Source organism: Nisaea sp. (genome assembly GCF_039990255.1).
Taxonomy (GTDB): domain Bacteria; phylum Pseudomonadota; class Alphaproteobacteria; order Thalassobaculales; family Thalassobaculaceae; genus Nisaea.
The window spans coordinates 668,539-692,134 of record NZ_JBDXGG010000018.1; the positions used below are offsets into that span (position 1 = coordinate 668,539).

Below are 23,596 nucleotides of genomic sequence, written 5' to 3' on the forward strand. Positions count from 1 at the left end.
GTGGCGGCTGCAGCTGAAGCCTCGCTTTCGATTACGGAAGCAAGTGGCGAACTCAGGATCGGCATTGCCGGGCCGCTCACAATCGAAGAGGTCGCACGATTGGACCGGCAGTTCCGGCAAGCTGTGAAAGCCTCCCCGCGTAAGGTGGTGATCGATGCTGCCGGGGTCACCGCGCTTGACAGTGCCGGAGCCTGGGCTCTGCGCCGAACGTCTGAGGCATTCTCCGGACGCGGTATTGAGGTGCGGCTGGACGGCTTGCGGGCGGAATATTCAGCGCTGCTTGAAAAAGCCTTCATTCCTGACTCGGACGTGCCGACGGACGAAGATCGGCCGAACCCTTTGGTCGTCATTGCCGCCCGGGCCGGGAAGGCGATGTTCGACATGGCCCATGTCGGGCGCGATCTGTTCGGCTTTTTCGGCCTGACCATCGTCTCGCTGCTGTCTTTATTGACGGGCCGCACGAAGCTCCGCTTTGTCGCGCTTGTCAGTCAGCTCGAACATGTCGGTCTCAATGCCGTCGGTATCGTCTCGCTGCTCTGTTTCCTTGTCGGTGTGGTGCTGGCCTATATGGGCTCTTTGCAGCTTGAACGGTTCGGCGCGGCGATTCTGACTGTCAATCTTGTCGGCATTTCGGTGTTGCGTGAGATCGGCGTGCTGCTGACAGCGATCATTGTCGCCGGCCGGTCCGGCAGCGCCTTTACCGCCCAGATCGGCACCATGAAGGTAAACCAGGAGGTGGATGCGCTGGAGACACTTGGCCTGTCGCCGGTCGACGTGCTGGTGATTCCGCGCCTGATCGCGCTGTTCATCGCCCTGCCGATTCTTGTCTTTATCGGCAATATCGCCGGGCTGGCGGGCGGTGCCATGATTGCCGTCGTTTCGCTGGATCTGACGATCCAGCAGTTCCTGACACAGCTCAAGGGCGCTGTCGATTTCTGGGATTTCGGTACCGGCATGCTGAAAGCACCGGTCTTCGCCTATGTCATCGCGGTTGTCGGTTGTCATCAGGGCCTGAAGGTTTCAGGCAGTGCCGAGAGTGTCGGCTTCCGCACCACAAAATCCGTGGTTGAATCCATTTTTATCGTGATCGTGCTGGATGCGTTGTTCGCTGTTTTCTTTGCCGAAGTGGGGATCTAAACCGTGGCGGTGATGACGGAGGAGAGCATCTCAGGATATCCGGAGACCCAGCCTGCCATCCGTTTGCGCGGTATCCGGAATGCATTCGGCTCGCAGGTTGTGCATGACAATCTTGATCTGGATGTCCGGCGCGGCGAGGTGCTGGGTGTTGTCGGCGGGTCTGGCTCGGGTAAGTCCGTGTTGCTCCGTACCGTGATCGGCTTGCAGGTACCCGCAGCGGGCGAGATTGAACTGCTCGGCGAGAAGATCGAAGCCGGGCATGGCGAGATGCCAACGCGCAAGCTGCAGGGCCGGTTCGGCATGATGTTCCAGGATGGAGCACTGTTCAGCTCCTTGACGGTTGCGCAGAATATCATGGCGCCGATGCGGGAGCGTGGTGGTATTCCAAAGCAGCTCATGCGCGAGCTGGCACTGCTGAAAATCAATATGGTTGGCTTGCCTCCGGATGCGGCGGACAAATTCCCATCCCAGCTATCTGGCGGCATGCGCAAGCGGGCAAGCCTTGCCCGGGCACTGGCGCTCGATCCGCCGGTGGTTTTTCTCGACGAGCCCACAGCCGGCCTCGACCCTATCGGGGCCTCCAATTTCGACCTGCTGATCCGGGACCTGCAGACCAGCCTCAATCTCACCGTGGTCATGGTCACCCACGATCTCGACAGTCTGGTGGCGATCTGTGACCGGGTCGCGGTGTTGATCGACAAACAGGTGACGGTGGGAACCATGCAGGAGCTGGTTGCCAATCCGCACCCCTGGATACAGGAATACTTTCACGGGCCCCGCGCACGGGCCGCTTTCGAAACCCCCGGCCTCAAAGGCTAGGGGAGGGAGACGGAACTGCCATGGAAACACGCGCAAGCTATGTCGTTGTCGGAGTGTTCGTCTTCGCGATGTTCGCGGCCGGTATGGGGTTTGTCGTCTGGCTCGGCAAGGTCGAGCTGGACCGGGACGTTTCGACTTACGTGATCGAGTTTGAGGAGCAGGTGACCGGACTCTCAGTCGGCAGCCCTGTCCGCTACCGGGGCATTCCTGTCGGGCAGGTGACGGATATCGCTATCGATCCGGATAACATCGAGATCATCCGGGTCCGCATGGAGCTCGACGGGAAGGTTCCGATCAAGCGGGACGTCTATGGGGTCCTGGAGAGTCAGGGTCTGACAGGAGTTGGCTATATCCAGCTTGCTGGGGGCTCGAACGATGCTCCGTTGCTGGCCGCGCGCCCGGGCGACGACGTGCCGGTGCTGGAATCGCGATCCTCCGTCCTGCAGGAGGTCGCCCAAGCCGCGCCTGAAATCGCCTCACAGCTTGTCGTTCTGGTGAACCGGGCCAATCAGTTGCTGAATGACGGGAACCGGGCGTCCATAGAGAATACTCTGAAAAATCTTGAGAGCGTTTCAGCTATTCTCGCCAACCGCAGTACTGAGATCGAAGAGATTATCGAGAATGCGCATACAACGATGCTGGTGCTGGATCATACGGTGAGTCAGGTCAGCGGCGACATCGCGGTTATGAGCGAGGAGATATCCCAGACCATGGCGACGGCGCGCGGCACGGTGTCGGCCGTCGATGCGGAGATTGCAGTTGTCTCAGTTGATCTTCGCAACACGCTTCAGAGTGTCAGCAAGGCCTCCGGCGAGGCGGCAAGCCTGATTTCGGAGAACCGCGAGGCGGTCAATGATTTCGCGGTGACCGGTCTTTATGAGCTCACGGAGTTTCTTGTCGAAGGACGGCAATTGATGAGCGATCTGGATCGCCTGGTCCGGCAAGTTGAAGCAGATCCAGCACGTATTCTCTTTGGTAACAGGCAAAAAGGTGTGGAGACAGATCGATGAGCAAGCATGACGTCCCCATTCTGAGCCGCCGCCGCTTGCTAGTGCTCACCGGAACAGTACTGCCGGCTGGCGTCATTTCCGCCTGCGGAATACTCCCGACGCCTCAGCCTCCCTCGCAGCTTTACCGGCTGTCGCCGAAAAGCACCTTCGACGAGAATATCCCGAACGTCGCCTTGCAACTCGGTATCGAGCCGCCGCTGGCGCCGGCCGGTCTCAATTCGTCCCAGATCGCGGTCATGCGGGGCGAGTTGACGATGGATTACTTCGCCCGGGCGAAATGGGTCGATACCGCGCCGGCCATGGTGCACCGGCTGCTTGTCGAATCCTTCGAGAATTCGGGGAAGATTGTTGGCGTGGGCCGAAGTGGTGTCGGTCTGCGCAGTGATTACGAGCTGCAGACCGAACTCCGGGAATTCCAGGCCGAATATCTGGAGGGCGGCGCTGTTCCGAAAATTCGGGTCCGGATGAACTGCAAACTGGTGAAGATCCCGCAAAGGATCATCGTCGCATCGCATTCCTTCGAGTCCCTGCGGCCGGCGCCGGATAACCGGATGGAGAGCATCATCAAGTCCTTCGATCTGGCGCTCGGTAACGTGATGAAGAAGATCGTCGGCTGGACATTGACGCGTGTAGCGGAGCTCTGATCCGGATGGCTTGACCGGATATGAAGTGCAGGAGCACTGTCGAGTTTATTGGCATCCCAACTGAAAGTCTCCGGCATGAACCACGTCTTTCATCGCAGTGCTGTAGCCTCCTATCCCGTCGCTTCAAGCGGTGAGGGTGTCTATATCAAGGATACTGCTGGCAAGAGCTACTTCGACGCCAGCGGCGGGGCTGCCGTATCTTGCCTTGGGCATAGCGACAAGCGGGTGATCGATGCGATCAAGGCGCAGCTGGACGAGATCCCGTTCGCCCATAGCGGCTTTTTCTCGAACGAGCCGATGGAGCGTCTGGCGGATCACCTGATTGCGCGGGCGCCGGGCGACCTTGATCGGGTTTATTTCGTCTCGGGTGGTTCCGAAGCTGTCGAGGCGGCGCTGAAGATGGCGCGCCAGTATTTCATGGAGATCGGCCAGCCGGAACGGCACAAGATCATCGCCCGCAAGCAGAGCTATCATGGCAATACGCTAGGCGCACTGGCTGTCGGCGGTAACGAATGGCGGCGTGAGCAGTTCCGCCCGCTGCTGATCGACATCGCACACGTCTCGCCCTGCTACGCTTATCGGGGGAGACAGGATGATGAGAGCGAAGAGGCCTATGGGCAGCGCGTTGCTGACGAGTTGGAAGCGGCTATCCAGGAGCACAGCCCGGAAACGGTTGCGGCTTTCGTGTGCGAGCCTGTTGTTGGCGCGACCCTCGGCGCGGTGCCTCCTGTTCCGGGGTATCTGAAACGTATCCGCGAGATCTGTGATGCCCATGACATCCTATTGATCTTCGACGAGGTTATGTGCGGCATGGGACGGACGGGCTATCTCTTCGCTTGTGAGGAGGATGGTGTTGCGCCGGACCTGCTGACGATCGCCAAAGGACTTGGTGCCGGCTACCAGCCGATCGGAGCCACACTGGTTTCAAAGAAGATCTTCGAGGCGATCCGCGATGGCAGCGGCTTCTTCCAGCATGGCCATACCTATATGGGACATCCGGCCGCCTGTGCCGGTGCACTCGCGGTGCAGCAGGTAATTGAGGAAGACGGACTGCTGAACAGGGTCCGGGTTATGGGGGGAAAGCTGAAGACCGCGCTTGAGGAGCGCTTCGGCAACCATCCCCATGTCGGCGATATCCGCGGCCGCGGTCTTTTCATCGGCATTGAGCTGGTCGAGGACCGGGCGAGCAAACAATCCTTCGACCCAAGCCTGAAGCTCCATGCAAAGGTAAAGACCAATGCTATGGCGAACGGGCTCATGTGTTACCCGATGGGTGGTACCATCGATGGCCGGACGGGCGATCATATTCTGTTGGCGCCGCCGTTCATCATTGACGACAGCCATGTGGATGAAATTGTTGAGAAGCTTGGCGCGGCGGTTGAAAGCGCTTTGGCGTCCCGCTAGCGAACCGCCGGACTGTGAAATTGTGGCTATATTAGGTCCGTCAGAACCGTCGATTTGCTGAAAGAGATCTTGATTCTGGAGCGGGGAATGATCGCAGTGCAGCAATCACTGACGTTCGGCTAAATTTATCATTGTATACAAAATATCTTCAGTATTTTTATATTTTTCAGACATTTAGACTGGATTGACCTTTCTCGTTTTTGCGGGGCATAGTTGAATAGGTTGGCCTGCGACCCGATGGCTTTGATGCGCGATAGGCATGGGAGTATATCCGGATCCGGTTCAGGCTTTTTTTTGTCTGACAAAACGAAGCTGAAGAACGCAGGCAAGTTTAAACAACGAATTCTCTTGGAGGAGGCTTCATGAAACGGGCTTTCACGTTTGGCGTTGCAGCGGCCCTGGTGGCTGGCACGGCGCTCGTCGGAGCAACGCAGAGCGCGAGCGCTGCTGAGCAGCAGTTCATTACCATCGGTACCGGCGGTGTAACCGGTGTCTACTACCCCACTGGTGGTGCCATTTGCCGTCTGGTCAATAAGGGCCGTAAGGCGCACGGTATCCGTTGCTCGGTCGAGTCCACCGGCGGCTCGATCTACAACATCAACACCATCCGGGCTGGCGAGCTGGATATGGGCGTCGCTCAATCCGATTGGCAGTACCACGCTTATCACGGGACCTCGAAGTTCAAGGATGCGGGCGAATTCAAAGATTTGCGCGCTGTCTTCTCCGTCCATGCCGAGCCGGTCACGGTTCTGGCGCGTGCCGATGGCGGCATCAAGAACGTCACCGACCTCAAGGGCAAGCGGGTGAATATCGGCAATGCCGGTTCCGGTACCCGTGGTACCTGGGAAGTGATGGAAGAAGCCCTGGGCTGGACGCGCGGCGATCTGAAGCTGGCAGCCGAGCTGAAGTCCTCCGAAACCGGTCAGGCCCTGTGCGACAACAAGATCGACGCCTATTTCTGGCTCGTCGGTCACCCGTCAGCTCTGACAAAGGAATCCGTCGCTTCCTGTGACGCGGTGCTGGTCGATGTGACCGGACCGGCTATCGACAAGCTGGTTGCCGATAATTCCTACTACCGTAAGGCCGCTATTCCGGGTGGCATGTATTCCAGCAATCCGGAAGACGTGAACACCTTTGGTGTGGGTGCGACCTTTGTCAGCTCGACTGCCGTTGCCGATGATGTCGTCTATGAAGTCGTGAAAGCGGTTTTCGAGAATTTCGGCGATTTCAAGAAGCTGCATCCGGCCTTCGGTCATCTGAAGGAATCCGAAATGGTGAAGGACGGTCTGTCCGCTCCGATCCATGGCGGTGCCGCGAAGTACTACAAAGAAAAAGGCTGGATGTAATCTGGCCAGAAGCGGGGAGGGGTTCGCCCCTCCCTTCTTGCTTTGCCTGACTAATAACAAACAACGACGGGCAGCCCTGTCCAATGGGCTCGCTATGTGAACTGGGAACAGCGCGCCGACTGCGCGCTGCAATTTGTCTGAGGGTGACGTGTCCTGAGTGAAAGGACGCGCTAGGAGGGGGCTATATGAGCAACGAGACGACAGAGTCGAAATCCGCCCGCCAAGCGGCTGAAGATCTAGTTGCTGCCGTTGATACGGGTGCACGCAGCGTTCCTGGAAAGGTGGGGCTGGGTATCGCGCTCGGCGCATTGGCATGGTCCCTGTTCCAGCTCTGGATTGCGTCGCCGCTGCCATTCATGCTGGCCGACTTTATCCCGTTGATGAACAACACCCAGACGCGGCCGATCCATCTTTGCTTCGCCGTGGTGCTGGCCTTTCTGTCTTATCCGGCACTGAAGAGCTCGCCGCGCCGCAGCGTGCCGGTAACGGACTGGCTGTTCGCGATCGCTTCGTCAGTATGTATTCTTTATCTGGTTGTGGAAGCCGATGAACTCGCTGGCCGTATGGGCATCCCGACCACCGCGGATGTTACGACAGCCGGTATCGGTCTCGTGCTGCTGCTGGAAGCGACCCGGCGGTCTCTTGGCGTGCCGTTGATGGCAGTCGCTTTGGTTTTTCTCGCCTATATCTTCTTCGGCCAGTACGGCCCGGACATCATCGCATGGAAGGGCGCGTCCTTCCAAAAGGCCATGTCCCACCTCTGGATCACCCAGGAAGGCGTGTTCGGTATCGGTGTCGGCGTGTCGACATCATTCATATTCCTGTTCGTGCTGTTCGGCGCCTTGATGGACAAGTCCGGTGCCGGCATTTACCTGACCAAGCTCTCCATAGCGCTGGTTGGTCATATGCGGGGCGGCCCGGCCAAGGCTTCAGTCGTTTCCTCGGCGATGACCGGCCTGATTTCCGGCTCGTCCCTGGCCAACGTGGTGACCACGGGTGCCTTTACCATTCCATTGATGAAACGTACCGGTTTTCCAGCGGAGAAAGCTGGCGCCGTGGAGGTTGCATCCTCGACCAACGGGCAGCTCACGCCGCCGGTCATGGGCGCCGCCGCTTTCATCATGATCGAACGGGTTGGCATCGATCTGGTCGAGATCATGAAGCACGCTTTTCTCCCGGCGATCATTTCCTACATTGCGCTCGTTTACATCGTGCACCTTGAGGCGGTGAAGGCCGGTATGACAGGGTTGCCGCGTTCCTCGAAGGGACGCACGATCCTGGCCAAGATCTTCAGCACTGCAACCGCTCTGGTCGGGTTCCTCGTTCTGATGGCGATCACTTATTTCGGCTTTGCCTGGACCAAGGATGTCTTTGGCGATGGGACGATCTACATCGCCTCAATCGTGTTGCTGATTGCCTATGCGGCTCTGCTGAAGCTGGGCGCGTCCTATGAAGACGGCCGCCCGGAAGACCTTGAGGAGATGACCGAATGCCCGGAGATGCGGCCGACGCTGATGTCCGGCCTCTATTTTCTGCTGCCGATCGGCGTGCTGGTCTGGTGCCTGATTGTCGAGCGCTTCTCGCCTGGTCTGGCCGCGTTCTGGACCTCGGTGGTGATGCTGTTCGTCGCACTGACCCACAGGGCCGGTAAGGCGTTCTTCCGGGGAGAGGGCATTGATATCGCGGCTTTCGGCATTGGCCGGACGGAGCTTTATGACGGTTTGGTATCGGGTGCCCGGAATATGGTCCCGATCGGCGTTGCGGTTGCAGTTGCGGGGATCGTGGTTGGTGGCGTTACGCTGACGGGGCTCGGTCAGAAGATGACCGAATTCGTCGAATTCATCTCCGCCGGTAACCTGATGCTGATGTTGCTTTTCACAGCTTTCATCTGCCTGATACTCGGTCTCGGCCTGCCGACGACGGCGAACTACATCGTCGTTTCCTCGCTGATGGCGCCGGTGATCGTTACTCTTTCGGCTCAGTCCGGCGTGATCCTGCCGCTGATCGCGGTGCACCTGTTCGTGTTCTACTTCGGGATATTGGCGGATGATACGCCACCCGTCGGGCTGGCGGCTTATGCCGCCGCCGCCCTGTCGGGCGGCGATCCGATCAAGACCGGCCTGCAGGGCTTTGCCTACGATATCCGGACCGCGATCCTGCCGTTCCTGTTCATTTTCAATACCCAACTTCTGATGATCGGAATCGACGGGGTGCTACATTTCATCATCACCGTGGCCACGGCTGTTCTGGCAATGCTGATGTTCGCCTCGGCGACGCAGATGTTCCTTCTGGTCAAGAACAAGATGTGGGAATCCGCCGCTTTGTTGCTGGTGGCATTTACTCTGTTCCGGCCCGGTTTCTGGCTGGACCAGATCGATCCGCCGTTTGTCCAGCATGATCCGACGACAATCTATGAAGTTGCCGAGGCGATCCCGGCGGGTGCGGACATAAGGCTAATGGTGCAGGGAGAAACCATCGACGGGAGAACCGTCTCCAAGGCGGTCCTGTTGCCGCTTGGTGATGCTGGCCCGGGTGCGGACAGGCTGGCGACTGTGGCCGGGCTGGAAATGCGGTTCGAGGACGGCAAGGCTTTGGTTGACAATCTCGGTTTCAGCAGCCCCGCGGAAAAGGCCGAGATCGATTTCGACTGGGAGATCACGGAAGTCATGACGCCTGCAGATCGCATGCCGAAGGAGCTGTTCTTCATTCCAGCGATTGGCCTGATGATTCTAATTATATTCCTGCAACGGTCGCGCCGCGCCCGGAGCGAAACTGTCTAAGGGAGAGACACAATGTATAAGCACATCCTTTTGACAGTTGATCTGGACGACAAGGACTCCTGGAGCAAGGCGCTGCCGCTGGCCATCTCCAATACCGAGACTCACGGGGCAACCCTCTCGGTCATGACTGTTGTGCCCGACTTTGGAATGAGCCTTGTCGGACAATACTTCCCGAAGGATCACATCGAAAAGGTCATGACGGAGGCGAACAAGCGCCTGCACGAACTGGTGGCGGCGCGCGTTCCAGAGGGGATGCAGGTTCAGCATATTGTACGGCAAGGCACTGTCTATGAGATGGTGCTTCTGACCGCAGAGGAAATCGACGCAGATCTCATCATTATTGCCTCGCATCGTCCGGAGCTGAAGGATTATCTGCTCGGGCCGAACGCGGCGCGTGTGGTGCGCCACGCCAACTGTTCAGTTCTTGTGGTTCGCTGACAAGAAAAGGCCCGCCGATTATCAAATCGGCGGGCCTTTCTATAGCCAGTGATTTAACTGCGTGGTGCGGCAGCAGTCCCGTTAGGAGCGGAATAGGCCTAGAAGTGCCTGCGGACTTCTGTTGGCGATGCCAAGCGAGAGTGCGCTCAACTGACCGCGGACCTGATCAGCCGCAAGCTGGGCTGCTTCCCGGCCGAGATTTGCATCGACGATATTGCCAAGACCTTCTTCGGTTGCATCCGCTATGCCCTGCAGCTGTTCGTTCTGCGCGGTAATGCGGCGGCCACTTGCACCGAGCTCCCCAAGGGATGTGTTCAGCGCCGCCTGGAAGTCCGTGAACTCGTTTTCCAGAACAGCAGATGGATCGCTGAAATCGGCGGCAGACAGTGCCGCTAAGCTATCCGCAACCGAACCTTGACCGGAAACGCTCAACACGTCTCCGTCGCCATTCTGAAGCGTGTTCAGATCACCGGCGCCGGACTCCAGTAAATTGGTTCCGCTGAAACTACTGTTATCGACGAAGCCTTGTGCTTGTCCCAGAAGGGCGTCCAGATCGTTCTGCAGAATGCCCTGCTGCTCAGTCGTGTTAGCAGGATTGGAAAGCTCAACCAGTTTGCCCTGAATGTCGGACGTCAGGTTTGAGATTGCTGTCGCGCCAGCTGTGGCGACTTGCACCGCGCCAGACGTCTGGTTCAGTCCCTGCTGCACGGCTGCATTGGCGCTCAGTTCGCCTCGGATGCTCTGCGCGATTGCAAACAGCGATGCTTGATCCAGAGCACCTGCAACATTTTTGCCGGTAGAAATACGGTTCTGGGTTTGGCTCTGATCGTTACGCGCGGAATTGAAACTCCGGAGCGCAGAAAAGGCGCCGCTATTCGTATTGATCGAATTATTGATAGCCATATCTACGCACTCTCTATAACGGTGCATGAACAGGGTATTGAGATAGAATTTTCTACCTCAACCGGAAATATAGCACTTTCTCGATCTTTTGTCAGGCGCGATCGGCAACCCGTACAAACCCGGTGTGAAAGATGTCGCCCGCCCAGTTCTGCGGCGGGATCGGCTGCTTTTTCTATGCGCTTGATGTTTCGTTTCCGTTTGGGGCGATTTGATCGCGAATTGGCGTGGAATTAGCGCGGAAATCTCCGTCAGATGTGCGGAATTTGGCGCTCCCGATGATCTACAGTTATATCGCAAGACAACAAATCTGCGTCAGTACCGTGTCAATTATACTTCTAGAGTTGATACCGAAAGGTTCCTTCTTTGCGGTCTGTTTTGGGCCTTGGACGCTTAATGAATGGGCGGCAATGCGGGCAATGCGCTTACGTTTTGTTAGTAAAATTTTAAGACAACTTTAAAATATGACTGTCTATGTATTTATTCGCATTGTTCTTAGTTTGTGTGGGTGCACATCTCAGGTTGTGGAAAATTGTGTATTTTGTGACACTTGCAGCAATGTGTTGTGACATAGCATTGAGGATTTCATTTCTTTCTGCTATTGTAGAGTTCGCTTGTTGATTGTGGGGACGCCCTTTGGGGGGCACTCTCTGGGTGGGATTTGAGCAGTGGCCGTTTGGGAACAGACAGAAGAGAGTGTCTCGGAAGCGCTTTTCCGTTCGTTTCTGCGCGTAGTCTCTCTGGTTTCTTTAGCTGTCATTCTGGTTGGCCCGATCGTACTCGGCGGCTGGATGGCAAACGCCTATATCGTCTATCGCACCAGTGCTGATGAGCTGCAGCTCCCTGTGATTGAGAAGCAGATCAAGTCGCCAGCCGAATTGATCAATTCTGCTATTGATTCCAGACCCGAGGTTCACCGGTAATCTTTTTATCTGGGAATGACGTTTTCGAGAAACGTCACTGCGGCGGTAACCGTTCTTGCCATGTTTGTTTCAACTGTCTGTCCTGCGGCTTTTCGCGGCGAAAGGTCATGATTGCCGTCCGGCACCCACTCAAGAGTGACCGCTTCCGATAATTGGTAGCTCTCAACTTCCGCTCGGGTGCCGAAAGGGTCCCGTTCGCCCTGCAGGATCAGGGTGGGGCTGATTATGCTTTTCAAATGCTCCGTCCGAAGCTTGTCTGGTTTGTGTGGCGGGTGAAACGGATATCCGAGGCAGATTACGCCATTGATGCCGGATTCATCGGCGACAAGGCTCGCCATGCGCCCGCCCATCGACTTTCCACCGATGACGAGTGCCCCGTTCCCTTTTGTTGCCGCGATGGCATTCCGCCAGGTATCGAGCAGGACGCACTGCCGGTCCGGCGGGCGTTTGCTGCCGCCAGTACGTCGGCCAGCCATATAGGGGAATTCAAAACGCAAGACCCGGAAGCCCGCAGTCGCGATGCCTTCTGCAATCCGGTTCATGAAGGAGGTATCCATCGGTGCGCCGGCGCCGTGGGCAAAAATGAAAGAGGCCGGCGCATCCGCCGGCCCATTTACGAGAAAATCGGGCGCAGTCATTTGCGCCTGATCGTCAGATGTTGGAGAAGAAGTCGTTGCCTTTGTCGTCCGTGACGATGAAGGCTGGGAAATCCTCGACCTCGATCCGCCAAACGGCTTCCATGCCGAGTTCGGGATATTCCTGAACCTCAACCTTCTTGATGCTGTTCAGTGCCAGCTTTGCGGCCGCTCCGCCGACGGAGCCGAGATAGAAGCCGCCATATTTTTTACAGGCCTCACGAACTTGAGGAGAACGGTTGCCCTTTGCCAGCATCACGAAGCTGCCGCCAGCCGCCATGAATGGATCGACATAAGAGTCCATTCGTCCCGCTGTCGTTGGACCGAACGAGCCAGAGGCATAGCCCTCCGGCGTCTTGGCCGGACCGGCATAATAGATCGGATGATTCTTCACGTAGTCAGGCAAGCCTTCGCCGCTATCGATCCGCTCTTTCAGTTTCGCATGGGCGATGTCGCGGGCAACGATGATCGTGCCGGACAGTGAAACCGGGGTCTTGATCGGATACTGGCTGAGCGTCTTGCGGATCTCGTCCATTGGCTGGCCGAGATCGATCTTGACGACATCACCTTCGAACTCGCTTGGATCGATATCCGGCATGTATTTGGAGGGATCGGTTTCCAGTCGCTCCACAAAGACACCGTCCTTGGTGATCTTGGCAAAGCACTGACGGTCAGCGGAGCAGGAAACACCGATGCCGACGGGTAGGGAGGCGCCATGACGGGGCAGGCGAATAATCCGAATATCATGGCAATAATATTTGCCGCCGAACTGAGCGCCGATACCCATATCCTGGGTCATCTTCAGGACCTGCTGTTCCATCTCCACGTCGCGGAAGGCGTGGCCGGACTCGCTGCCATTGGTCGGCAGACCGTCGAGATACTTGGTCGAGGCGAGTTTCACCGTCTTCATGTTGAACTCGGCCGATGGGCCGCCGATCACGATGGCAAGGTGATAGGGCGGACAGGCTGCTGTTCCCAGGGTGCGGATCTTGGTGTCGAGGAACTTCATCAGCGCGTCGGGATTGAGGATCGCCTTGGTTTCCTGGAACAGGAAGCTCTTGTTCGCCGAGCCACCGCCCTTCTGGCAGAACATGAATTTGTAGGCATCGCCTTCGGTCGCATAAAGCTCAATCTGCGCCGGCAGGTTGTTGGATGTGTTCTTCTCGGTGAACATATCCAGCGGAGCCATCTGGCTGTAGCGCAGATTGTGGTTTGTGTAGACGTCGTAAACGCCCTTCGCGATGGCTTTTTCTTCGTTGAAGCCGGTGAAGACGTTCTGGCCCTTCTTGCCCATCACGATAGCGGTGCCGGTATCCTGGCACATCGGCAGCACGCCGCCCGCCGAGATGCCTGCATTTTTCAGCAATTCGTACGCAACAAACTTGTCGTTGTTGGTCGCTTCGTCATCCTCGAGGATATTACGCAATTGCTGCAGATGCGCGGGGCGGAGCAGGTGGGAGATGTCCCGAAAGGCTTGTTCCGTCAGCATTGTGAAAGCTTCGGGCTCGATGGTCAGTATGTTCTGGCCGCGAAACTGTTCCACACCGACATAATCGCCGGTGAGCTTACGGTACTCCGTTGTGTCCTCCGCAAGGGGGAACATTTCGGTGAAATTGAAGTCGGCCATTAGGGCTATTCTCCAGCGTATATCTCTCTTACGGAAACAGGGCCGCCTCCGTCGAAATTTATCCGGTCTTTACCGCGAAGCGGCCGCCGGACTTATTTCTTCTTCCGAAAAGTATCGAGGGAAACGACCTGGCCCATGGCCGCACCATCGTCTTCACCCTCTGGCATTGGGTCGTCGGTCTCGTCGTTGGGCACCTCATGCATTTCCGCATCGCTGAGCTCGCCGTCCTCCAGTGTCTGGAACTGAAGGCCGAATTTCACCGATGGATCGGCAAACCCGGTGATGGCGGCGAGCGGAATAACGAGTCTTTCGCGGACATCGTTGAAGCTGAGCGCCACGCTGAAGAATTCTTCTTCGATTTCCAGGTCCCAAAACTGGAACTGGAGCACGATCGTCATTTCGTCGGCGTATTTCTCAAGCAAATAGGGAGGGATCGAAACGCCTTCTCCCCGGGTCTTGAAGGTGATGTAGAAATGGTGGTTTCCGGGAAGGCCGTGCTGAGCGACCTGCTTCAGCGCGCGCCGGACAACGCCGCGCAGCGCCTCATCCACCATCATATCGTATTGGAAAGGCTCTTCCAAAATTTCCCCCGGCATTCTTTCGTCAGCACACTCAAACTCAGCGGGACGCTTCTGTTGCCAGGTGCGCCCCAAACCCCGCCTAAAAGTGCGAACCCTTAGGACTTAAATGAAGACATCTGACTGCTTACGCAGCAAGACGTGCTTCCGCATAGTTGTTGTCATTTGCAACTACTATAATGGCCCGATATCGGTGGTACCATGCCGAGCGAAAGTTCTGTCTTTACTACACGCGTCGATCCTATTTCGCCCCCAAGGAGCCGGTCGTGAGACCGGAAATCTTTGGTGGAGGCGCCGGGTACCGCCCCCGGGTCCGCAATGCCTATTCCACAGGCCGTTTATCGCCATAGTCGGTTGCCCGACACGCTCAATATAGGCGCTTGTTGTCTCAGGAAAAAGAGGAGAGTTGGCAAGAGCGAAGGTGGCTATCGTTTCCGTAGATGCGCCAATGCAAGCTCTCGGACCCTCTCGACGGGATAAATCCAGTCACCAAGCTGCTTTTGCGCCACACGGTGCGTTGCCCCGAGAAACGAATCCCGATCGTTCAGAAGAGGGACCCAACCCGGAGATGCCAGTAATTCCAATGTTTTTGTGCCTAGCGCACCTGAGAGTGCGGCAGTGGCATTCCCAACGGCCAGCACCAGATCAAGCGATGCTTCGAGTGCGGCCAGTGCTTCCAGATCGTCCCGCAGATCGAGTTCCTCAAGCTGAAAAATCTCGCGGCCGGTCGCTTTTTCCATCTCTTTCACGGCGCGGGCGGCCTCACCATATTGCAGAGAAACGAGGCATGTATCCGGTAAGTCCAGCAGGCACCGCCATGATTCGGGCGGTGGATAGTTGGTTGCCCGTCCGAATTGCCGGGCGCTGCTCGCCCAGGATAAGCCGACGAGGGAACTCCCCTTTGCGACCGCTCTCAGTCTTTCGCCGATCGTGTCCCGTAATGTGCCCGATGGCGTCAAAAAGCCGCCCTCATTCTTGGGCATGGTAAGTCCGTGGCCGAGCATCAGCGGCAGACTACCGATTTCAATATAGCATTCAGGGCCGCCGTCGCGCGGGAGCCAGCCATAAGTGTAATGCCCGCGACCGCTTTTCTTGATCCGTGAAAAAGCGTGAAAATTCACGTTCGGCATGGACCGTTTGAAAAGAGGGACCAGGCGAGGGTCGCATTCAACCGAGAGGGCATGCGCCTTCCCGGCAAGTTCCGGCAACATCGCGGCCAGTCTGATTTCATCGCCGAGCCCTTGCTCGCTAACGACCAGAATATGCTTGTCGGCAAGCGCGTTACCATCCCAGCGGGGCAAGGAGAGTGTCCGGATGGGGGCGTCGGCGACATCGGGGTGAAGGCGTGCCTCGAAATATTTCCAGCCGTCGTCGGTTTTTCCCTGCGTGAGCAAATGGACCGCATAATTCAGCTGCAATTTGGCTGAGCCGGGAGCTTTTGCCATCGCACGTTGGTAGTGCTGTTCGGCCAGTTCGAAGGAACGCTGGAGGCTAAAGGATTCCGCGAGGTTGCCGAGATTATCCGCTGTGGGAGCGAGTATCGCTGTTGCCTTGAAGCCGCGTGTCACTGCAGCGAAGAAACCGGACTTCATCCAGATCTCTGCAAGCGCCCCGTAAGCTGACGCCTGCTCCGGATGCCGCACCAGATACTGGCGGAGTATATTTGTCGCCTCGGTGGCCCTGTTGAGTTCGGCGAGGCTGAAGGCCAGCCCGGTTGCCGCCTCTGCCATATCGGGTAGGGCGGTGTGGATGGCTTGGAATAGCTGTGCGGCACGATCGGCTGCGCCTGAAATGCGACAGGCTGATGCGAGGGTGTAGGCGATAAGAACATCGCTGGGAGATGTCGCGAACGCATTTTCCAGACGGGAGCGCGCCTCGTTCCATTTGCCGTTTGCCATGAGCTGTTGGCAGTCGGCCAAAAGGGAGTCGCGGCTTTCTTGCATTTAGGCGGTCCCGGCCCGGTTTCGGAGAGATGGAATTGCGAGGCAAAAGTGCGAGCGGATTCAGCGATCTGTCAATCGTCAATGCTATATTTGTCTGCAACCTCTTGCGTTGGTGTAGTCCCAGTACACAATATGTGCCGTTTCTCAATGAGTGTGACGGGGCTATCTACCCATGCGGCAATATCTGGATCTGATGGCGAAGGTGCTGGAAGAGGGGGCGGAGAAGACCGACCGGACTGGCACCGGGACGCGGTCGATCTTCGGGCACCAGATGCGCTTCGATCTCTCGAAGGGCTTTCCCGCCCTGACCACCAAAAAGCTGCACCTGAAGTCCATTATCCATGAGCTGCTCTGGTTCCTCGCGGGTGATACCAATATTGCTTATCTGCAAGAGAACGGTGTCCGGATCTGGAATGAATGGGCGGACGAGAACGGCGATCTTGGGCCTGTTTACGGACATCAGTGGCGCTCCTGGCCCGACAAAGATGGTGGGACCATCGACCAGATCCGGAACCTGCTTGACGATATCCGAGAACGGCCGGATTCCCGGCGCCTGATTGTTACTGCCTGGAACCCTGCCGACGTCCCGAAAATGGCGCTGCCGCCCTGCCATTGCCTATTCCAGTTCTATGTCGCTGATGGCAAGCTTTCCTGTCTGCTCTACCAGCGCAGTGCGGATATTTTCCTGGGTGTGCCGTTCAACATCGCATCCTATGCTCTGCTGACCGTGATGGTGGCGCAGGTTACAGGCCTTAAGCCCGGTGATTTCGTGCACAGCCTCGGTGACGCCCATCTCTACAGCAATCATTTCGAGCAAGCGCGGGAGCAACTTGGCCGCGTGCCGGGCAAACTGCCGACGATGCGTATCAACCCGGAGGTCACAGACTTGTTTGCTTTCCGCTTTGAGGATTTCGATCTCACCGGTTATGAGGCCGCACCGCATATCGCCGCACCGGTCGCGGTTTAGCCATGAGCATTGAAGACAAGGTGGTGCAGTTCCCGGTCCCGGTGATTGTCGTCGCGGTCTCCGACAACGGGGTGATCGGGGATGGCGAGAAAATGCCCTGGCACCTGCCGGCGGACCTGAAGCGGGTGAAGCGGATGACCATGGGAAAACCCTTGGTGATGGGCCGAAAAACCTACCAGTCGATCGGCAAACCCTTGCCGGGCAGGACAAATATCGTTGTCACCCGTGAGCGTGGCTTCAAGGCCGATGGTATCGAGGTTGTGCATGATCTCGACGAGGCGCTGGACCTCGCCCGCCGCGTGGCACTGACAGATGGTGTCGATGAGATTATCGTCTTTGGCGGTGCCGAGATTTATCGTCAGGCCTTCGACAAGGTGAAACGCCTGCATCTGACGGAAATCCATATCGACGCCGAGGGCCAGACCCGTTTTCCTGATTTCGACCGTGCCGAGTGGCACGAGACAGAGCGGGAAGACCACCCGGCGGAGGGTGATACGCCTGCACACAGTTTCGTCACGCTTGAACGGGGCTGAGGGATGAGCGGTAAGGTGGTCAGCCTACGCGCCATGGAGCTGGGCGATGGGCCGCAGGTGCTTGCGATTTATCAGGCCGGGATCGATACCGGTCATGCGACCTTCGAGGTTAAGGCGCCGGATTGGGTCGCATTCGATGCAAAATATCTGACTGAATGCCGTTTGGTCGCGTTTAATGACGGAGTTGTCATGGGTTGGGTCGGTTTGACACCGGTTTCAACCCGTGCCGTTTATCGTGGGGTCGCGGAACACAGCATTTATATTGCGCCGGAGGCGCGCGGCATGGGGATCGGTCGGAAACTGCTTGAAGCGCTCATCGAGCAGTCCGAACAGGCCGGGTTCTGGACCCTGCAAACCAGCATCTTCCCGGAAAACGAAGCCAGTATCCGGCTGCATGAAGCTTATGGCTTCCGGATCATGGGTACGCGGGAGCGGATTGCGAAAATGACCTACGGCCCGATGGCCGGGCAATGGCGCGACACCACGATCATGGAGCGGCGCAGCGCCATTGCCGGTTGCTAGGTTAGCGACTAGTTGAATACGATGTTTGGAGCCGCCCGGCTCCCCGTGTCACCGCTGCCGATCTTGCTCCACACCTTCGCTGCAATTGCCTTGTAGGCAACGGAGTGCGCGCTGTCCGGAGCTGAAACCACAATCGGGTTTCCGGCGTCCGATGTCTCGCGGATATCCATATGCAGCGGCACTTCGCCAAGGAAATCGACGCCGATCCGCTCGGCTTCGTCGCGGGCGCCGCCATGACCGAAGATATCCGACCGCTCGCCGCAACTCGGGCAGAGGAAATAACTCATGTTCTCGATGATGCCGAGCACCGGTACATCGACCTTGCGGAACATGTTGAGGCCCTTGCGTGCATCCAGCAGAGCGATGTCCTGCGGAGTGGAGACAATGACCGCACCTGCCAGAGGCACGCGCTGAGACATGGTGAGCTGAGCATCGCCCGTGCCCGGCGGCATGTCGACGACGAGCACGTCGAGTTCGCCCCACAGCACGTCGCGCAGCATCTGTTCCAGCGCACTCATCACCATAGGTCCGCGCCAGATGGTCGGGCTGTCTTCAGGCACGAGGAAGCCGATGGACATGCATTTGATGCCGAACCGCTCAAGCGGCTTCAGGGTCTTGCCGTCTTCCGTTGTGGGGCGGCCGGAGATTCCCATCATACGGGGCAGTGACGGGCCATAGATATCCGCGTCGAGCATGCCGACGGTCAGGCCCGAGGCCTTCAGGGCAAGGGCGAGGTTGATCGCGGTGGTGGACTTGCCGACGCCACCTTTGCCAGAGGCGACGGCGATGATGGATTTGATGCCGGGCACCAGGGTTTTCTGCGTATTCTGTGCCGGGCGGCCTTGAGGGGCTGCTGCCGGGGCCTGCTGTGCCGTCGGCTGCGGGGGGGGCTGATTTTGACCACCGGGACGGTGGGCGGTCAGAACGGCTGTGACCGATAGCACACCGGGAACCGTGTCCACGGCTTTCTCCGCGGCCTGTCGCAAAGGCTCAAGCTGAGGGCCGCGTTGCGGGTCGACCTCAATAGCGAAACCGACATTTCCGTCTTTCACGACAAGGCCGCTCACCATGCCAAGGGAAACGATGTCCTGCCCCTTGTCGGGGTCTTCGACAGCTTTCAGGACTGCGAGGATTTGTTCTTCGGTTACCCGTGCCATGCTTGATTTCTCCGGCTTTTAGCCAATATGCGATTGCAACGTAATGTCGCGCGAAAGCAGATATACGCTTCCCCTATTCCTTTGCAACAGGGGGGGCATCTGCTAAGAGCGACGACGCGCTTTATGATGAGGGGAAACATACATGCCTTGGAGTAATCAAGGTGGCGGCGGCGGCGGTCCTTGGGGCGGCGGCGGTGGTAACGGTGCTGGCGGCGGTAATGGCGGTGGCGGTAAGTCCCCGTGGGGTGGTCGCGGCCCAGGTGGCGGCGGTCAACAGCCACCTGACATCGACGAGGTCATTCGTCAGGGCCAGGCCCGCCTGAAAAGCATGCTGCCACGCGGCATGGGCGGACCGACGGGGATCACTCTTGTTGTGATCGGCCTTCTCGCTCTCTGGCTGTTCTCTGGTCTTTATCGAGTCCAGCCGAACGAGCAGGGCATAGAACTTGTTTTTGGCCGCTATACCGGCGTGCCGACAGAACCTGGCTTGCACTGGAATTATCCTTCGCCGATCGGCTCGGTGATCAAACCGGATGTCACTCGAGAAAACCGGATTGAAGTTGGCTATAGAAGCTCTGGCGATGGCTCCAGCCGCAGTTCCGTGCAGCGGGATGTTCCAGAAGAAAGCCAGATGATCACCGGTGACGAGAATATCGTCGATATTGATTTCGTCGTGTTCTGGCGGATCGCGGAAGCTGGGGATTTCCTGTTCAACCTTCAGCAGCCTGCCGAAACAGTGAAGATGGCGGCTGAATCGGCGATGCGCGACGCAATCGGCAAGCGGCCGATCCAGGTTGCGCTGACCGAAGGCCGACAGTTGATCGAAAGCACGGTTCAGGAAGAATTGCAGAGTCTGCTGAATGAGTACGGTGCGGGTGTAACCGTCCGTCAGGTTCAGTTGCTTGCAGTCGATCCGCCGAAGCAGGTGATCGATGCCTTCAACGAAGTCCAGCGTGCCCGTCAGGACAAGGACCGGCTTAAGAATGAAGCCGAGACATTCCGGAACGATGTGGTGCCGCGGGCACGAGGCGAAGCGGCCCAGATGATTGAGGAGGCGGATGCTTACCGGCAGGAAGTGACCAACCGTGCCATCGGTGACGCGGACCGTTTCAACTCTATCTACAAGGCTTATTCGGCTGCGAAGGACGTCACCCAGAAGCGTATTTATCTGGAGACAATGGAAGAGGTCCTTGGCAATGTGAATAAGATCATCATCGACAGTGCGGATGGTGGCAGCGGTGTTGTGCCGTATCTGCCGCTTCCGGAGATCCAGAAACAGATGAAGCAGAACAGCACCTCCACGGGAGGCACGCAATGAATAGAGGACTTGCCGTTTTGGGTGTCGTGATCCTGATTGCCGGGATCGTCGCCTATAACTCTCTCTTTGTTGTTCCGCAGATCAAGCAAGCTATCGTTCTGCAGTTCGGTGCACCGATTACCGCGGTCAAGGATCCGGGCCTCAAGGTTAAACTGCCCTGGCAGAATGTGGTGTTCCGCGACAAGCGTGTGCTGGATCTCGATCCGCCGAAGCAACAGGTCATCCTGTCCGACCAGAAGCGTCTCGACGTGGATTCCTATGCACGCTTCAAGATCGTCGATCCGTTGCTGTTCTTCCAGACCGTTAAGGACGAAGCAGGAGCTCGTTCGCGCCTCAGCCCGATTATCAATTCGTCGCTGCGCCGTGTGCTCGGTAACGAAACGCTGCTCAGCATTCTTTCCGATCAGCGGATCTCGATTATGGCCAGCATTCGTCAGCAGGCGAATGATGATGCGCGGCCGCTCGGTATGGAATTGGTCGAGGTGCGAATTCGCCGCGCGGACTATCCGGAAGAAACCAGCCTCAACATTTACAACCGGATGAAGTCTGAGCGTGAACGAGAGTCCAAGGAGTTCCGTGCGCAAGGTCAGGAAGAAGCACAGAAGATCCGTGCTGACGCCGACAAGCAGCGTGTGGTGATCGTCGCCGAGGCGAAGAAGCAGTCCGAGATCCTGCGTGGTCAGGGCGATGGCGAAGCAATCCGGATTTATGCGGATGCCTTCGGCCAGGACCCCGAGTTCTTCGCTTTCTACCGGTCAATGCAGGCCTATCGGAAAGCGATGACGAGCGGCGACACGACGATGGTACTGTCTCCGGACAGCGACTTCTTCAAATACTTCAAGAACATCGAAGGCGCGACGGCTCCGCAATAGCGGGGCCGACGCGGCTCGAAAATAGACGAGGGCAGTGCCGTGACGGATTTCCTGACGGCGCTAGCCCTCGTTTTTTTTATTGAGGGCTGTCTTTACGCACTGATGCCGGGCCGAATGAAGGCGATGATGCGGATGGCGCTCGAACTGGATGAGGTTGTGCTCCGGCGCGCTGGCCTCGCGGCAATGGTTCTGGGTTTCGTGCTGGCCTGGATATTGCGCGCCGATTGAGGCTGCTGCAGCCGTCAGGATCGGCAGAAGATTGTAATTGCCGCAATTCGGACATAGTTGATCTATCCGCACCATATTGCCGCCACAACCAGTCGCTATATCTGACATTATCGAGGGGCAGCGTTGAAAGCCGTTCGATCGTCCCTACTTTGATGTCGTACTAAACGGGGCGAAAAGACTTAACCTCTGTCGACGGGCCACAGGCCCGCCGCTTCCGGGCCGGGATAGGGTCCCGATACCCAAAATCGATACAAGCTTTGCCAAGGAGCGTTGAAACTATGACAGGCGTCCCCTCAGAAATCTCACATTCGGCCCGCTGGAGCTTGAGGAACGGATTAGTGGCCGGTTTCATGGCGATTGCTATGGCCGTGCCGGTACTTATGCCGGTATCTCCCGCAGTTGCCAGAGCCGCGCCGGAGACTTTCGCGGATCTTGCAGAGAAGCTGCTTCCGGCAGTGGTCAATATATCCACGACGCAAACTATCACAGCTGCGAGCGGTGAGCGTGCGCTGCCGCCCGGCACACCATTTGAGGAATTCTTCAAGGAATTCGAAGATCGGATGCGTCCGAACGGTGAGCCGCGCTCCCGTCCGGCACAGTCACTTGGTTCCGGCTTTATTGTCGATAAGGCTGGCTACGTGGTGACTAACAATCATGTCATCCGCGATGCGGACGAGATCGTGGTCCGCATGCAGGACGATACGGAGTTCGAAGCGACGCTCGTCGGTACCGACCCGAAAACCGATATTGCCGTGCTGAAATTCGACCCACTTGATGTTGACCTGCCGGTGGTAAAGTTCGGCAATTCGGACAAGATGCGTGTCGGCGACTGGGTTGTCGCTATCGGTAATCCATTTGGTCTCGGCGGCACGGTCACGGCCGGTATCGTTTCCGCCCGCGGTCGTGATATCGGGCAGGGTCCGTATGACGACTTCATTCAGACTGACGCGGCGATCAACAAGGGCAATTCCGGTGGTCCGCTGTTTAATATCGATGGCGAGGTGATCGGTGTGAACACTGTGATCTTCTCTCAGTCCGGTGGTTCCGTGGGTATCGGTTTTGCGGTTTCCTCAGCGTTGGCTGATCCTGTTGTGAAGCAGCTTCGTGAATTCGGCCGGACCCGTCGGGGCTGGCTCGGTGTGAGGATTCAGGAAGTGACGGAGGAAGTGGCCGAGAGTCTTTCGCTCGATGGCGCACGTGGCGCTCTTGTCGCCAATGTCAACGAGAAGGGCCCCGCCAAGGCAGCGGGCATCCGTGCCGGTGATGTCATCCTCAAGTTCAACAGCCGAAACGTCGGCTCAATGCGAGAGCTGCCGAAAATCGTGGCGCAGACGCCGATTGGCAAGGATGTGCCGGTGGAGCTCTGGCGCGGAGGCAAGGTAGTCATGGTCACCGCGAATATCGGTGAGCTTGAGGAAGCTGAGAAGAAAGCTCTGCTTACCAGTGGTGGTCCGTTGCCAGAACCGGCTAAACCAGACCGGGTTGAATCTTTGGGCCTTGAATTGTCGGCAATCAGCGACGACATGCGGGGTAAGTTCTCCCTTGGAGACGATGCCAAAGGCGTTGTGGTCACGGACGTTGATCAAAACGGACCCGCAGCCCGCGACTTGCGCCCGGGCGATGTGATTGTCGAGGTGCAGCAGACACCCGTGACATCGCCGTCCAGCGTTCAGAAGGGCATCGCGACGGCCAAAGATGCCGGCAAGAAGTCGGTTCTGCTAACGGTCAATCGCGGTGGTGAAATGAGGTTTGTCGCACTCCGCATTACTGAGGGCTAATTCTCCCCCGCCCCCCCAGGCAGCCCTAGCGAGTGCG

The 23,596-nt window shown here is 57.7% G+C and carries 22 protein-coding genes and 1 other RNA gene; 16 read left to right on the plus strand and 7 right to left on the minus strand.

Annotation, left to right across the window (positions count from 1 at the left end):
• The 8 genes from ABJ076_RS13405 to ABJ076_RS13440 all read left to right on the plus strand — a co-directional run bounded on the left by ABJ076_RS13405 (position 1) and on the right by ABJ076_RS13440 (position 9,578).
• Positions 1-1,137, plus strand: coding sequence for an MlaE family lipid ABC transporter permease subunit (locus ABJ076_RS13405; RefSeq protein ID WP_348189045.1), 1,137 nt, complete (start codon positions 1-3; stop codon positions 1,135-1,137).
• Between the two features lie 12 nt (positions 1,138-1,149).
• Positions 1,150-1,956 (plus strand): ATP-binding cassette domain-containing protein, encoded by an 807-nt coding sequence (locus ABJ076_RS13410; RefSeq protein WP_348189547.1) that lies wholly within the window; start codon positions 1,150-1,152, stop codon positions 1,954-1,956.
• A 20-nt stretch (positions 1,957-1,976) separates the two neighbouring features.
• The gene (locus ABJ076_RS13415) at positions 1,977-2,966 is read left to right on the plus strand and encodes an MlaD family protein (protein WP_348189043.1); all 990 of its coding nucleotides are present in this window, start codon (positions 1,977-1,979) and stop codon (positions 2,964-2,966) included.
• Positions 2,963-3,610, plus strand: coding sequence for an ABC-type transport auxiliary lipoprotein family protein (locus ABJ076_RS13420; RefSeq protein WP_348189041.1), 648 nt, complete (start codon positions 2,963-2,965; stop codon positions 3,608-3,610). Before ABJ076_RS13415 ends, ABJ076_RS13420 begins: the two co-directional genes overlap by 4 nt.
• A 48-nt stretch (positions 3,611-3,658) precedes the next feature.
• Positions 3,659-5,014 carry an aspartate aminotransferase family protein gene (locus ABJ076_RS13425; protein WP_348189039.1) on the plus strand — a complete coding sequence of 452 codons (1,356 nt, stop codon included), beginning with the start codon at positions 3,659-3,661 and terminating at the stop codon, positions 5,012-5,014.
• A 362-nt stretch (positions 5,015-5,376) separates the two neighbouring features.
• On the plus strand, positions 5,377-6,360 hold the full coding sequence (locus tag ABJ076_RS13430; RefSeq protein WP_348189037.1) for a TAXI family TRAP transporter solute-binding subunit: 984 nt from the start codon (positions 5,377-5,379) through the stop codon (positions 6,358-6,360).
• A 185-nt stretch (positions 6,361-6,545) separates the two neighbouring features.
• The gene (locus tag ABJ076_RS13435) at positions 6,546-9,140 is read left to right on the plus strand and encodes a TRAP transporter permease (protein WP_348189035.1); all 2,595 of its coding nucleotides are present in this window, start codon (positions 6,546-6,548) and stop codon (positions 9,138-9,140) included.
• A gap of 12 nt (positions 9,141-9,152) precedes the next feature.
• Positions 9,153-9,578: a universal stress protein gene (locus ABJ076_RS13440; RefSeq protein ID WP_348189033.1), complete on the plus strand. Its 426-nt coding sequence runs from the start codon at positions 9,153-9,155 to the stop codon at positions 9,576-9,578.
• Positions 9,579-9,659: 81 nt separating this feature from the next.
• Here the strand turns inward: ABJ076_RS13440 and ABJ076_RS13445 are convergent, their stop codons facing one another.
• Positions 9,660-10,481, minus strand: coding sequence for a flagellin (locus tag ABJ076_RS13445; protein WP_348184511.1), 822 nt, complete (start codon positions 10,479-10,481; stop codon positions 9,660-9,662).
• Between the two features lie 665 nt (positions 10,482-11,146).
• On the opposite strand from ABJ076_RS13445, the gene ABJ076_RS13450 reads away from it, so the two are divergent.
• The gene (locus ABJ076_RS13450) at positions 11,147-11,401 is read left to right on the plus strand and encodes a hypothetical protein (protein ID WP_348184509.1); all 255 of its coding nucleotides are present in this window, start codon (positions 11,147-11,149) and stop codon (positions 11,399-11,401) included.
• 5 nt (positions 11,402-11,406) lie between these two features.
• Here the strand turns inward: ABJ076_RS13450 and ABJ076_RS13455 are convergent, their stop codons facing one another.
• The 5 genes from ABJ076_RS13455 to ABJ076_RS13475 all read right to left on the minus strand — a co-directional run bounded on the left by ABJ076_RS13455 (position 11,407) and on the right by ABJ076_RS13475 (position 16,184).
• Positions 11,407-12,039 (minus strand): alpha/beta family hydrolase, encoded by a 633-nt coding sequence (locus ABJ076_RS13455; RefSeq protein WP_348184507.1) that lies wholly within the window; start codon positions 12,037-12,039, stop codon positions 11,407-11,409.
• Between the two features lie 13 nt (positions 12,040-12,052).
• A complete protein-coding gene (locus tag ABJ076_RS13460; protein ID WP_348184505.1) occupies positions 12,053-13,663 on the minus strand; it encodes a fumarate hydratase in 1,611 nt (536 codons plus the stop codon).
• Positions 13,664-13,755: 92 nt separating this feature from the next.
• Positions 13,756-14,259: a ClpXP protease specificity-enhancing factor SspB gene (locus ABJ076_RS13465; RefSeq protein ID WP_348184504.1), complete on the minus strand. Its 504-nt coding sequence runs from the start codon at positions 14,257-14,259 to the stop codon at positions 13,756-13,758.
• A 24-nt stretch (positions 14,260-14,283) separates the two neighbouring features.
• Positions 14,284-14,643: a transfer-messenger RNA gene (gene ssrA / locus ABJ076_RS13470) on the minus strand.
• 23 nt (positions 14,644-14,666) lie between these two features.
• Positions 14,667-16,184, minus strand: a complete 1,518-nt coding sequence (locus ABJ076_RS13475; RefSeq protein WP_348184502.1) for a tetratricopeptide repeat protein — start codon at positions 16,182-16,184, stop codon at positions 14,667-14,669.
• Between the two features lie 172 nt (positions 16,185-16,356).
• Between ABJ076_RS13475 and ABJ076_RS13480 the strand changes: the two genes are divergently transcribed.
• From ABJ076_RS13480 to ABJ076_RS13490, 3 genes are read left to right on the plus strand one after another with little or no spacing between them, the layout of a single operon-like run.
• Positions 16,357-17,151, plus strand: a complete 795-nt coding sequence (locus ABJ076_RS13480; protein ID WP_348184500.1) for a thymidylate synthase — start codon at positions 16,357-16,359, stop codon at positions 17,149-17,151.
• A 2-nt stretch (positions 17,152-17,153) separates the two neighbouring features.
• Positions 17,154-17,684 (plus strand): dihydrofolate reductase, encoded by a 531-nt coding sequence (locus ABJ076_RS13485; protein WP_348184498.1) that lies wholly within the window; start codon positions 17,154-17,156, stop codon positions 17,682-17,684.
• Positions 17,685-17,687: 3 nt separating this feature from the next.
• Complete coding sequence (locus tag ABJ076_RS13490) at positions 17,688-18,206, plus strand: N-acetyltransferase family protein (RefSeq protein ID WP_348184496.1); 519 nt, start codon at positions 17,688-17,690, stop codon at positions 18,204-18,206.
• 8 nt (positions 18,207-18,214) lie between these two features.
• Here ABJ076_RS13490 and apbC read toward each other — a convergent pair whose 3' ends face one another.
• Positions 18,215-19,363: an iron-sulfur cluster carrier protein ApbC gene (apbC, locus tag ABJ076_RS13495; protein ID WP_348184494.1), complete on the minus strand. Its 1,149-nt coding sequence runs from the start codon at positions 19,361-19,363 to the stop codon at positions 18,215-18,217.
• A 142-nt stretch (positions 19,364-19,505) separates the two neighbouring features.
• On the opposite strand from apbC, the gene hflK reads away from it, so the two are divergent.
• From hflK to ABJ076_RS13515, 4 genes are all read left to right on the plus strand, one after another.
• Positions 19,506-20,681: an FtsH protease activity modulator HflK gene (hflK, locus tag ABJ076_RS13500; RefSeq protein ID WP_348184492.1), complete on the plus strand. Its 1,176-nt coding sequence runs from the start codon at positions 19,506-19,508 to the stop codon at positions 20,679-20,681.
• A complete protein-coding gene (hflC, locus tag ABJ076_RS13505; protein WP_348184490.1) occupies positions 20,678-21,553 on the plus strand; it encodes a protease modulator HflC in 876 nt (291 codons plus the stop codon). Before hflK ends, hflC begins: the two co-directional genes overlap by 4 nt.
• Positions 21,554-21,592: 39 nt before the next feature.
• Positions 21,593-21,781, plus strand: coding sequence for a DUF2065 domain-containing protein (locus ABJ076_RS13510; protein WP_348184488.1), 189 nt, complete (start codon positions 21,593-21,595; stop codon positions 21,779-21,781).
• A 338-nt stretch (positions 21,782-22,119) separates the two neighbouring features.
• Positions 22,120-23,559: a DegQ family serine endoprotease gene (locus ABJ076_RS13515; RefSeq protein ID WP_348184486.1), complete on the plus strand. Its 1,440-nt coding sequence runs from the start codon at positions 22,120-22,122 to the stop codon at positions 23,557-23,559.
• Positions 23,560-23,596: the final 37 nt, after the last annotated feature.